At 38.9% G+C, this 12,174-nt stretch carries 17 protein-coding genes; all 17 read right to left on the bottom strand.

Annotated elements, in window-relative coordinates:
- Positions 1-56: 56 nt before the first annotated feature.
- On the bottom strand, positions 57-761 hold the full coding sequence (deoD, locus tag FQ085_RS13220; RefSeq protein WP_058385239.1) for a purine-nucleoside phosphorylase: 705 nt from the start codon (positions 759-761) through the stop codon (positions 57-59).
- A 69-nt stretch (positions 762-830) separates the two neighbouring features.
- A complete protein-coding gene (locus FQ085_RS13215; protein WP_058385238.1) occupies positions 831-1,046 on the bottom strand; it encodes a YozE family protein in 216 nt (71 codons plus the stop codon).
- 59 nt (positions 1,047-1,105) lie between these two features.
- A complete protein-coding gene (gene msrB / locus FQ085_RS13210; RefSeq protein ID WP_058385237.1) occupies positions 1,106-1,531 on the bottom strand; it encodes a peptide-methionine (R)-S-oxide reductase MsrB in 426 nt (141 codons plus the stop codon).
- Positions 1,528-2,058, bottom strand: coding sequence for a peptide-methionine (S)-S-oxide reductase MsrA (gene msrA / locus FQ085_RS13205; RefSeq protein ID WP_058385236.1), 531 nt, complete (start codon positions 2,056-2,058; stop codon positions 1,528-1,530). Before msrA ends, msrB begins: the two co-directional genes overlap by 4 nt.
- Positions 2,059-2,074: 16 nt before the next feature.
- Complete coding sequence (locus tag FQ085_RS13200; protein WP_149456816.1) at positions 2,075-2,650, bottom strand: YpmS family protein; 576 nt, start codon at positions 2,648-2,650, stop codon at positions 2,075-2,077.
- Positions 2,651-2,661: 11 nt separating this feature from the next.
- The gene (locus FQ085_RS13195) at positions 2,662-3,459 is read right to left on the bottom strand and encodes a GDSL-type esterase/lipase family protein (RefSeq protein ID WP_058385234.1); all 798 of its coding nucleotides are present in this window, start codon (positions 3,457-3,459) and stop codon (positions 2,662-2,664) included.
- 39 nt (positions 3,460-3,498) lie between these two features.
- The gene (locus FQ085_RS13190) at positions 3,499-4,338 is read right to left on the bottom strand and encodes a DegV family protein (RefSeq protein ID WP_058385233.1); all 840 of its coding nucleotides are present in this window, start codon (positions 4,336-4,338) and stop codon (positions 3,499-3,501) included.
- A gap of 75 nt (positions 4,339-4,413) precedes the next feature.
- Positions 4,414-5,163 carry a lysophospholipid acyltransferase family protein gene (locus FQ085_RS13185; RefSeq protein WP_058385232.1) on the bottom strand — a complete coding sequence of 250 codons (750 nt, stop codon included), beginning with the start codon at positions 5,161-5,163 and terminating at the stop codon, positions 4,414-4,416.
- A complete protein-coding gene (locus FQ085_RS13180) occupies positions 5,156-5,653 on the bottom strand; it encodes a dihydrofolate reductase (protein ID WP_149456815.1) in 498 nt (165 codons plus the stop codon). The genes FQ085_RS13185 and FQ085_RS13180 overlap by 8 nt, the downstream gene beginning before the upstream one ends.
- Positions 5,654-5,756: 103 nt before the next feature.
- Positions 5,757-6,701, bottom strand: coding sequence for a thymidylate synthase (locus FQ085_RS13175; protein WP_149456814.1), 945 nt, complete (start codon positions 6,699-6,701; stop codon positions 5,757-5,759).
- 244 nt (positions 6,702-6,945) lie between these two features.
- Complete coding sequence (locus tag FQ085_RS13170; RefSeq protein WP_071154572.1) at positions 6,946-7,539, bottom strand: YpjP family protein; 594 nt, start codon at positions 7,537-7,539, stop codon at positions 6,946-6,948.
- A 451-nt stretch (positions 7,540-7,990) separates the two neighbouring features.
- Entirely contained in the window at positions 7,991-8,299 is a 309-nt protein-coding gene (locus tag FQ085_RS13165; protein WP_149456813.1) for a rhodanese-like domain-containing protein, read from the bottom strand.
- A gap of 78 nt (positions 8,300-8,377) precedes the next feature.
- The gene (locus FQ085_RS13160) at positions 8,378-8,560 is read right to left on the bottom strand and encodes a glutaredoxin family protein (RefSeq protein ID WP_262499798.1); all 183 of its coding nucleotides are present in this window, start codon (positions 8,558-8,560) and stop codon (positions 8,378-8,380) included.
- Positions 8,561-8,804: 244 nt separating this feature from the next.
- Entirely contained in the window at positions 8,805-9,593 is a 789-nt protein-coding gene (locus tag FQ085_RS13155; RefSeq protein WP_149456812.1) for a class I SAM-dependent methyltransferase, read from the bottom strand.
- Positions 9,590-10,027 (bottom strand): BrxA/BrxB family bacilliredoxin, encoded by a 438-nt coding sequence (locus FQ085_RS13150; RefSeq protein WP_058385226.1) that lies wholly within the window; start codon positions 10,025-10,027, stop codon positions 9,590-9,592. Before FQ085_RS13150 ends, FQ085_RS13155 begins: the two co-directional genes overlap by 4 nt.
- 1,191 nt (positions 10,028-11,218) lie before the next feature.
- Entirely contained in the window at positions 11,219-11,425 is a 207-nt protein-coding gene (locus tag FQ085_RS13145; protein ID WP_058385225.1) for a hypothetical protein, read from the bottom strand.
- Between the two features lie 426 nt (positions 11,426-11,851).
- Complete coding sequence (locus tag FQ085_RS13140; RefSeq protein ID WP_071154576.1) at positions 11,852-12,154, bottom strand: hypothetical protein; 303 nt, start codon at positions 12,152-12,154, stop codon at positions 11,852-11,854.
- Positions 12,155-12,174: the final 20 nt, after the last annotated feature.

Genomic DNA, 12,174 nt, shown 5'->3' with positions numbered 1-12,174 from the left:
AAAGAAAAAGACTGTCAAGACAGTCTTTTTCTAATTTGAGAAAGAACGGCTTTTTTCTACTCTTGAATTGCTGCCTCTAAAGCTACAACAATCATGTCGTTAAACGTCGTTTGACGTTCTTCAGAAGTTGTCACTTCACCCGTCAGTAAGTGATCGCTTACTGTTAAAATAGACAACGCTTGGCAACCGAATTTGGCAGCCAATGTGTATAGAGCTGAAGATTCCATTTCAAGACCAAGTACTCCGTATTGCGCCCATTTTTCGTGTTCTGCAAATTCGTTGTAGAAAACATCTTCAGTAAAGACATTCCCAACACGCAAGTTTAATCCTTTTTCCATACCTGCATTATATGCTTTCAATAATAATTCAAAATCAGCAGTCGGTGCATAAGTAATGCCTTTAAAAATGATATCATTCATTTTTGAATCGGTTGATGCACTTTGAGCCAAAATTACGTCACGTACTTTTACGTCTTTATGGATAGAACCACATGTTCCAACACGGATCAATTTTTTCACATCGTATTCTTGCATTAATTCTGTTACATAAATTGAAATTGATGGTACACCCATTCCAGTTCCTTGAACAGAAATACGTTTGCCTTTATATGTTCCGGTATAACCAAACATATTACGAACTTCATTGTACATCGTTACATCTTCTAAAAAAGTTTCCGCTATGTATTTTGCGCGAAGCGGGTCTCCTGGTAGTAAAATTGTTTCGGCAATATCGCCTTTTTTCGCATTAATATGAACGCTCATCTAAAAAACCTCACTTTTATATAGTAGATTTAATCATACTGTTTTTTTAACTATAGTGCAACGACAAGCCTATTCACTTATGTAGTCTTCCCATATTTCATCAAAGATTGAGGCTTTCATAACGGGATGCGCTTTTTCTTCAATGTATTTAGAAAGCAGTTCAAAGTCTGTTGCTGTTTTAGGAAATGAATGATCCAAAAATAACGCATCGGCAAAACTTGAATAGTCATCTGGATCAATTTTCCCACGATATTTTAATGCAAATTGATAAAAAGAACGTTCCATAACGGTCTCCTTTCCTATTTTGGGCAAAAAAAACCGGACTTAGTTGTCCGGTTAACCCATTATTCAAATAGTTTGTTGTATTCGGATAGACCTTCTGCATCCAATTGCTCTTTAGGAACAAAACGTAGTGCTGCAGAATTGATGCAATAGCGAAGGCCTCCCATAGACGATGGTCCATCTGGGAATAGGTGCCCTAGGTGAGAGTCAGCGGTTGAGGAACGGACTTCTGTTCTTCTCATGCCATGACTGGTATCTAGATTTTCTTTTACTTCTGTACCTTCGATTGGTTTTGCAAAGCTCGGCCATCCGCAATGAGCGTCGAACTTATCTTTAGAACTAAATAGCGGTTTGCCGGAGACAATATCTACGTAAATGCCGTCTTCAAAATGCTGATCAAATTCACCTTGAAAAGGTGGTTCTGTCCCACTTTCCTGGGTTACATGATATTGCATTGGCGTTAATTTTGCTTTTAACTCTTCTTTCATGCTTGTCCACCCCAATTCTTTTCGATAAACGCAGTCCGCCCAGAACCAACTGAATAACGGTTGTAATGAGCAGGATTTTTCTTATAGTAATCTTGATGATGCGTTTCTGCTAAATAAAATGGTTTTGCTTCTAGTATCGGCGTTGCAACAATTTTTTCAAACCTTCCCGAGTTGTCCAATTCTTGCTTAGACTTTTCTGCAGCTAGACGCTGTTCTTCGGAATGAAAGAAAATCGCGGTTTGGTAAGATTCGCCACGGTCAAAAAATTGACCACCAGCATCTGTCGGATCTATTTGTGTCCAGAAAACATCCAATAATTTCTCATATGGGAAGACGTCTGGCTGAAATGTAATTTGGACTGCTTCCACATGACCAGTCGCATTCGAACAAACCTGTTCGTAAGTTGGGTTTTTTAACTCTCCACCTGTATAGCCACTTACTACTTCTTCAATGCCGTCTAATGAATCAAAAGGCTTGACCATACACCAAAAACAGCCTCCTGCAAATGTAGCTTTTTCCGTATTCATATACCCACTCCATTCTTTATGGTTCAATTGTCACCAATAATCGAATATCGTCTTCTTCCAAATTGAACGATGCCGCTCGCACTGAAATTCCTCCATCTAACGGAATATCCGTTAACTTTAACAACACTTCTTCATCCGCAGGCATGACTTCCATAAATTCTGGAAGTTCTACTGAGTCTCTAAGCAATTTTAACGCAGCTTCAGGAGGAATATCCAGCATACCGACTTCTACTGACTTTTGTTCTAACAGCAAATTGCCATCTTCTTGCACAAGTGGTTCGAATTTCATTAAAATAGGCAAAGTTACTGAAAAAACGGTAAGTTCCGTTGATATACTAACGTCATCATCAACTGATAAAGCCAAAGGAATTGGCTGGTCTTTCATAGCTTCTTGTATATAGGTGTTGGCAATTCCTTCAAAATCTGCTTTTGTAGCGTTGACGACTACTGTGTTTCCTTCCGTAGAGGTATTTTTCAAAGCCTCATAAGACGTAAAATCTTTGGAAGGAGTCGTAACAAAAAGTACCACTCCCACAAGCGCCAACACATTTATTGCGAGTAAAACAAAAAATGCAACGCGCCATTTTTTCATCAGTTCACCACCTATCCTTCATAAGTCATGCCACATTCATTCATCCGTTTTAAAATACGTTCTGTCATTAAATCATAGCCCTTGCTATTCGGGTGAAAAAAATCAGAATGGTAAACCAAATTCTGATTGCCAACAAATAAATCACTGACAGGCACGAAGCATGCTTGTGGATCTGATTCTGCTCTTTTTTGCATCGCCTGATTATAGGAATCAATAATTTGATCAAACTCTTCTACTTCATCCGTTACAAGTGAAAACGGGTTATAGATGCCCATGATGATGATAGGCGCATTCGGATTAATATCTCGAATGGCTGTCAAAATATGATCAAATCTACTTTCATAAAATACCAATTCGTCTTCAAAGGCTTCTGTATTCAATGAAAACAAGTCACGTTTGACGACTCGCATAACATCATTTCCACCAATGGTCAGCGTTAAGTAATCGGCATCTGCTATAGGACTCGTTAGTTTTCCTTGTTGGAACATGGCCAGCAGCTGATCACTACGACGTCCACGTTTTGCTGTATTTTCAACAGCCACGCCTTTAATTCCTTGCCAGGTCTTAACCTCTGCTGCCACTCTGCCTGTGTAGCCGCCTAACTCCTCTTCATCGCCAACACCTTGAGATAAGGAATCCCCAAGAGCGGTAATAACCACTGCTTGAGGAATGAAGTTTGGCGGTATGGTATAAGAGTCGATAGCCGGTTCATTTCTCGGTTCTGCTTTTTCATTGCCAAAGTTAAAAGATGGACTGCACCCCGCTAGTATACCCATAGACAAGATGATGATAAACAGGATGACTTTCACGATTGTCTCTCCTTTTTCAACTAGACCTTGCTAATTCGTTTAATCCGTATAGTACATAAAACCAATTGCCCCAATACCTGTATGAGTAGAAATAACTGGCGTTGTAAAATCAAATTGGATATCGCTAAAGCCTGTTTCTTTAATTTTTTCACGCAGTGGCTCAGCCATTGCCAATCCATTCGCATGAGCAATGCCAACCCCTTTAACAATTTTGCCTGCTGTCCGCTCTATAAAATCCTTCATCAAGTAATCGACTACTTGCTTATGGCTTCTGACTTTAGCAACCGGAGTATACGATCCATCATCTAAAGAAGCAATTGGCTTGATTTTCATTAAAGATCCTAACAAAGCACGGCCTTTCCCAATGCGGCCTCCCTTCACCAAGTTATCAAGGGTATCTACAACGACGAACAATTTTGTATTGAGACGAATCTGCTCTACTCGTTTAACGATTTCTTCCATTGATTTTCCCGCTTTTGACATCTCTGCCGCTTCAAATACTTGGAAAGTTAAGGCGTGAGAAATATAACGAGAATCGATGACAGTAACGTCTGATTCAGTCAATTGAGCTGCTGTTTTTGCTGACTCCACAGTACCACTCATCCCACCTGTCATATGAATAGACAAGACTTGGTCACCGTTTCTACCTAAGTTATCGTACAACTCTTTGAATACGCCTGGTGCTGGTTGAGAACTTTTTGGCATTTCATCGGTATTTTTCATCAATTCAAGGAAAGATGCCGGCTCTAAGTCAACGCGGTCCAAATAGGTTTTTCCACCAATTTGAATACTTAGAGGAACCACATGCAAATCATATTTTTCAATGATCTCTGGCTTTAAATCAGCGGTCGAATCCGTGACGATGTGAATCTTTGACATGAAATCACTTCCTTTTTACCTTAGTCTAAGCAATTATTTAATATCTAACAACTACAAAGCAGATTGTTTTACCGGTTAGTTGTCATTATTTCTTTGTTTTTCCGCAGACATAGCAGAAACAGCTTCTTCAATTTGCGTATGGATCACCGCAATTGCTTCTTTTGGCTTCATGTCCTTAAGAACATCAACAGAAACAGGATCCAATAGTTGTACGGTGACCGTAGCTGCCTTTACTTTATTGTTGTTTTTTTCCATTATGTCTGAAGTTCCGTGAATCGCAACCGGTAAAATAGGGACATCTGCATCTTTTGCAATACGCATAAATCCTGCTTTAAATTCACCCATACTTTGACCTTTACTTCTTGTGCCTTCCGGAAAAATCAAAATCGAATGACCTTCTTTTAATTTTTCTATAGTGTCAGTAATGGATTTCAATGCACTCCGACGATCTGTGCGGTCTAAAAAGACACAATTCATTTCTTTCATATACATCGGAATAATCGGGAATTTATTTACTTCTTTTTTGGAAATAAAACCAAAAGGCTTCGGAATGGTCGAAAGCAATGTTGGGATATCGAAATTCCCTTCATGATTGCTGACAAACAATACCGGTCCATCAGGTAATTTATCCAGTCCTGCAATCGTAACGGTGCTTTTTGTCCGTTTCATAATACCGGCTGCCCATTTTTGAGGTTCTGTATGAATCAGCTGGTCGTACTCTTTTACGCTTAATGTTGATTTTTGCTTGATATTTTTTTTCAAATTCACAGCGCTAATCGGTAAATAACCAAATAAAAAAGAGAACGTGCGAATGGTATTAAACATTGGCCGTTTTCTTTCGCCGTCTTTCGTATACCAAGTACGAAAAAGGCACTTCATTTGAAATTTGCTGCTCAGATTCAGAAACGAGTTTCCACTCACGTCCATATTCCGGGAAATACGTATCACCATCAAAAGCTTGATGAACCAGTGTTATGTAAAGACGGTCAGCATCTGGTAAAATTGATTCAAAAATCTGTTCTCCACCGATAATCATTACTTCTTCATGAAATTCTGTCGCTAACTTTATAGCATCTTGCACATTATGAACGACATCTACTCCATCTTCCTGATAATCATCGTTGCGCGTAACTACAATATTGCGGCGCTTCGGAAGCGGTCGCCCAATAGATTCATACGTATTACGGCCCATAACAATCCCTTTTCCGATTGTCTGTTTTTTAAAATATGCCAAGTCCGCTGGAATATGCCAAGGCAGTTCGTTATCTTTTCCGATAACTCGGTTCGGATCATGCGCGACCATCAATGAAATCATGTATCTTCCTCCTATCCCGCTTTTCGCGGGTATTACGTATTATTTAAAGTATTTTGAAGTTCAAACTAATTGATACACTGTAGATGAAAGTTAGTACTTGCTATTAAACTGCAACAGGCGCTTTAATCCGAGGATGTGGATCGTAGCCTTCGATCGTAATGTCTTCTAGTTTCAAGTCGAAAATCGATTTGACTTCCTCGTTAATTTTTAAGGTTGGCAGTGGTTTTGGTTGTCTAGCTAATTGTTCTTGCACTTGAGACAGGTGATTTGAATATAAATGTGTATCGCCTGTTGTGTGAACAAAATCACCGACTTCTAAGTTACATTCTCTGGCAATTAGCTGTGTTAATAGCGCGTAAGATGCGATATTAAAAGGCACGCCTAGAAAGACATCTGCACTGCGTTGATAAAGTTGGCACGACAATTTGCCATCCGCTACATAAAATTGAAACATAATGTGGCATGGTGGTAAAGCCATGTCATCAATAAATTCCGGATTCCACGCGGTCACTAAGTGACGTCTGGAATCTGGATTTTTTTTAATCGATTCAATGACGTTTTTCAATTGGTCGATGGTACCACCTTCTGTTGTCGCCCATGAACGCCATTGCTTGCCATAAACGGGACCGAGGTCTCCGTATTTTTCAGCAAACTCTGGACTTTCAATTACCTTGCGCTGAAAGCTTTGCATCTCAATCTTATATACTTCCGCAAATTCCGTATCTGTTTGTGCACGGCGACCGAAATCAGACATGTCAGGTCCCGCGTATTCGTCGCTTGCTACCCACTGTGCAAACGCCCACTCATCCCAGATGTGATTATTATCTTGCAATAAAGATCGGATATTGGTATCACCTTTAAGAAACCAAAGAAGTTCCGAGACAATCAAGCGGAACGCCGTTTTTTTTGTTGTCATTAAAGGGAACCCTTCCGTTAAATCGAATCGCATTTGATGGCCAAAGACACTCAAAGTACCTGTACCGGTCCGATCTTCTTTTGTTGCTCCGTTATGTAGAATGTGTTCGCATAAGTCTAAATATTGCTTCATATAACTCGCCTCCGTTGTTAGTTTAATCATAACAATACTACCGGTGTTAATAAAGATTTTAGACATCTTAAATTATACGGAAAATTTGTATTTACTAAAACCTCTTCGCTCTCATTATGGTTCACTCGATAAACCGATAAATTCACACACTTTCTCTTTCTCCTTCTCCCTTGGACGCACCAGTTACGCTAGTTTGGCAAAAAAAATCGAGCACACATAAAAAAAACCGCCAAAATTGGGCGGTTTAAGAAAGCCATTTCGGCGGTGTATTTTTAGACCAGTAGATGTCTCCTAGCGTAATATGCTTTTGGAAATCATCTTCAGCTAAATGATAGTGAAAATTAAAAGAATAGCCTAGCTGTGGTTTGTTCTCCGTCCTAACGTGGAAACGGATTTCGTCTTTGTTGGTTTCAGTGTTATATACATGGAAGATTTTTTCAGCATAATCACCAGATGGCTTTTCAGAAATGGCTAATTTTTTTAATTTGCCGATATCTAGGGTTGCCAAATGGACATCAATCGCTCGTTGAATGTTTGGCAAAATCATGGTTTGGAACTGGTCTCCAATAACTGGTCCAATTCGCGAACCAAATTTCAAATACGATTGCTCTTCTGCAGATTGATACACAGAATGGATAAAAGAGTCACCGGTGTCGTAGAACTCACTGGGGTCGACCCAATCGTAGATATATTGTTTGTTATCACTTTCCGCTGCATGTGATTTCGGTTGACCTTTTTCGTCTAGAAGCGACTCCCAGATTAAATGGTTCGGAGAGATTGCTCCCAATGTTAAAACGGCAACAGTAATCATCAGCGACTTTTGCCACCAATTTTTCATCAATATCACCTTTTCTTTTATGAACATTTTTGTCATAAGGTTTGCTTATTTATACGAATTTCGCGGGTAAAGGTTTCATCTTCTTGAAATTCATTGTACAATAAAGTCATTAACAACGCCTTGTTTTTTTATTGAAAAGGAGGAATTTTTGTGGATGCATCATTATTAATCGGACTGGGTCTCCTGTTTATGCTTGGATACTTGACTTCACTTTCATTTACAGACTAATAAACACTAAAAAAACTCCCTGAATTTCAGGGAGTTTTTTGTTTCAGATGGTCGATAAATCAGACTTTTTACATCATTATGCAATAAAAGAACTGTCAATTCAATTGTCCATTGACAGTCCTTTTGCTATTTATCTTCAGTTTTTGCATAAACCAACTCTTACTCTTCAGTGTCTTTTCACAAAGACTTGCCTTGAGCTCCATTGCTAAACTCATAAGCTTTTTCAATTATCAATCCGCTCGATGTCACCTGCCCATGCGTTCATGCCACCTTCGACATTTATCACTTTATAGCCCTGATAGTCTAAGAATTTACATGCCGAACCGCTACGTCCGCCAGCTTGGCAATTAACATAGTATTCTTCTGATTTGTCCAATTCATTCATCTTAAATTCCAATAATCCTAAAGGCATATTGACAGCTCCAGGAATTTTCCCACCGGCTACTTCTGACGCTTCACGCACGTCGATTATATTCACTTGTTTGCCTAGTTCTAGTAATGTTTGCAATTCTTGCGTCGAAATCACTTTCACTTGTTATTCCTCCTGGTAATTTAGTTTTCGTTGAATTTTACTCAATGTGGGTTTCACATTTGTTGTTTTAGGCGTTCACTAATTCCGTGGCACGGTTTGGATCAAATCCAAGCACCCATTTGGTCGTTTGTCTGCACGAGGCGCTTTGTCTCGCTGTACGTTTACTTTCGTATAAGGGACATCACTTGCCGCTAGAAGTTTTTTCATCATGATGCAATGTGGGCAGGTATCCGTTGAATAAACTGTTACTTGGTTTGACATAACGGCTCACCCCCTCAAAAAAGAACTATTTTGAATACACCCAAAACATACCACGGGGGGTATATTTTGCGCAAGAAATTAGCTTGCTTTGAAAATAGATTCACAATACAAAACACATGCAGATAAATTGAATCTGCATGTGTTCTATAAGTGAAACCAAATGTACTCCAGAACACTGTCAGCTTGAGATCACGAACCTGAAACATAGCTATACTTTAAATTCCCAACTAACGAGCATCCGTTTTTATTGTTTACTCTCTGGTTCAATTGAAATGACACCATAGTGGAACTTGGTATTGGGCCGCATGCGCCTAATAAATCCAAAACGTTCGAAATCCTGAGAACGAAAATGTGCTTTTAAAACGACAGTTTTTCGTGCTACACGCTTTGCCTCAGTTACCCACTGCACTGTTAATTGCCCTCGGTCAGCTGTTCCTCTGAGTGGCGTAAAATTTGAAGCTTCTGTTATTTCTTCTGTAAACATCGGATCCATGTAAATTACATCTATCGAATCTGCTGGCAAAGTTCGCAAAAATGAAACTGCTTGGCATGACATTACCTCAATACGCCTCATCGCCTCTTCTAAATGTGGCATGTTGCTATATTGCTGCAACCCTTGCGCCACCACGTAAGCGAGCACTGGATGGCTTTCACAGCCCACCACTCGTCCTCTTTGACCAACACGCTGTGCTGCCACAATTGAGTCAGCTGCTAACCCTAATGTACAATCTAAAAATGAGTCGCCTGGAACTAAACCTGCCACTTCAATCAGCGGATCTTGTTCAAGAGGTCTTTTTGTTCGAAAAGCTGCTGAGTTCGGATGAAAAAAGAACGGCTCGGTTTTACCCATTGGGTAAAACTCAAGTCGTTCTTTTAAGCACACCAACAAATCAGCTTGTTCATCTTCTTGCATCCGGTCAATGGAACGCTTATTGCGCGGAACTTGTAAAATTTCCAGTTCTGCTGAAACGCGATTTGCCCATGCCAATGCAGACGAAGTTGGCCGGTATGCTGTGGTGACTATTGTTTTCACTGAGCTGCCACCTGTTCAAGAACTTGCGACAAATGATCGCGAATCTGTTCCATTGGGTAGCCTTCAATTTGTTCACGTGGAATAAAATGAGCCAATTCACCGTCTTTCAATACGGCAATCGATGGAGACGATGGTAGCACTTCTTCAAAGTAATTGCGCATCTGTGCAGTTGCTTCTTTATCTTGACCTGCAAATACGGTCACTAAATGATCTGGTTTTGCTTCCACAGCTTGAATGGCTCCAATAGCTGCTGGACGCGCTAACCCTGCTGCACAACCACAAACAGAGTTAATCACAACAAGACTCGTTCCTTTAGCACTGCTCATATGTTCATTGACTTCTTCTGCTGTCAATAATTCTTTAAAACCTGCTCCAGTCAACTCCTGGCGCATAGGCACGACAATGCCTTTCATATACTCATCATATGCGTTCATGCTTTCGCCTCTTTTCTTTAAAATCGATTTTCTCAATATATTGTTTCCTATCTATTTCAGTGTAACCTAGTTTGTTGGTAATTTCATCGTGAAAGGATTTGAATAGGAGTTTACTTAAAAGGAATAGATAATGGAACATTCATTAAAGGAGACTAGAGTCGTATTATTGAAAAGACAGATTACACCAAACTCAACAAAGAGCCGAGCTTTCCTAAAGAAGCGATCGGTGAAGTGGTCTCATTTTACAAATGCTCAAATATTGTCCCTGGATTTCACTTAGATAATGTTCAGTCTCTAACAACGTTTATAACTCAGTTGCAGAAAAAAGACTTTCGGTTTGAACGTCTTTACAGCCTATTCAGCCATGGAATCAGAAAACACCCCTGCTCCCTTTACGTAAAGATGCGATAATAGAAAGAGTAACTTCCGAGAATTATTACGAAGCACTATGGATAGGATGTCAGATTAAAGAATTCGGAGGAAAAGCAGTTCGCGAAAAGGCACTTGAATCTGAATTTGCCGATAATCGCTACTGTCATTACCTAATTAAGATACAAAGGAGTACTATGTCCGATTGCCTGCTTATTTGCTCATGGCAGTCAAGGGAAACTAGAAAATTTCGCCTCAATCGAAGAAGGCAGAGGAAAAGGATTAATCGATTTGCTGCAACAGATACAAAAAGAAGCGTAAAATCTCCAACCGGAAAAACTATCGGTTTACCCAATCAACGACCCCGTTGAAAAAGTTTACAGTTGTTACGGCATTACAACGCTCTTTACAGTCGGTCCATGCTTTTTAAGCGACAAAAGGATTACGTATACAAAGACACGCCTTGCCGAATTAGAAGAACATGACAAGGAGACCACCAATGAAGAAGAACAAGCAGAAGAGAGAAAACTGTTTTACTGATTTATTTATGGACCTTAGTATAGGGGTAATTTTTGAAATTGTTTTTTCATTGGTTTGGAATACCTTAATCGCCATTCCTAGATCAATCATTCGTTTTTTTAACATATAATTTTTTTAAAATCACTTAACCATCAGTGAACTCTTAAACAAAATGAAGAGTATGCCCATTTTTCTGAACGCTAAGCAGTCATTAAAAACGCCTTGCCTATCTAGTTTTCTAAGATTTACCTACACTAAAATAGCAGATAGCTTCTTTTTCCACACAATATAAAAAGCCACCCCTCAGGATGACTTGAATAATGAAATTTGAATTCCTTCAATTGACGGCGGACGAAGAATAATCGAACTTCCCAAGTCTTCTACCTGATAATCCTTTAAATACTCTTCTACGTCTTTCGCATGTTCTGCGACAGACTCTCTTATTAATTCTCTAACGATAAGTGCACTTCTTTTTTGACTCAATACTACTCCATTGACCGTAAGATTCACCTGTAACCCTCCTATGTATACTTACAAGATATCATAAATTTAACAACAACAAACGTATACATGGACCTAATATTGTTTATTTTTTTTATTAAAAATAAATAACTTTATGCCTTTTGTTATATAAAGTGATTTTAAATACCTATTCTGCTCTATATTTATGATAACCCGAAATAGCCTATCACATATTTCTAGCAATAAAAAAACTACCCGAATTGGGTAGTTTTAGATATTTTCAGTATGCTCTGACTATTTATCGGCATCGTTTTAACTCATTAATTCTTTAGTACTAGCTTTGTAAGTCTAAGTAAAAAAAGCAATAGCTTTTTAAAAAATATTCAAAAGACATCTTTATTCACCGAGTCTTTGTACTTCTACACTTTATCATTTTATATTTGATTGCATTTAAAAATTTATTTTCTAACAAACTTACTCGCTTTGGTTATACTTGTTGTTAATAAAGTCCAACATTTGGCTAAATACATCGTACTCAAACCATTCATACCTTGTATCCTGAGCGTATTCTCCATTTTCTTGGATTTTCAGATTGTTAGAAGACAGTTGGACAATGCGTGTATCATCGATCCCTTCCTCTTGACCATTTATTTTTTGATCAGCAAACTGCTGAACGACTTGCTCATAAAAAACATCGCGTTTTTGTCGATTTTCAAACTCCCATGATTCATATTTTCCGCTGTATAAAATCTCCATTGAAAAAACATTGTTTGACATATTTATTTCCTCCTCGTATA

This window comes from Planococcus sp. ANT_H30 (assembly GCF_008369335.1).
GTDB classification, from domain to species: domain Bacteria; phylum Bacillota; class Bacilli; order Bacillales_A; family Planococcaceae; genus Planococcus; species Planococcus kocurii.
This window is presented reverse-complemented; position numbering and strand designations above follow the sequence as displayed.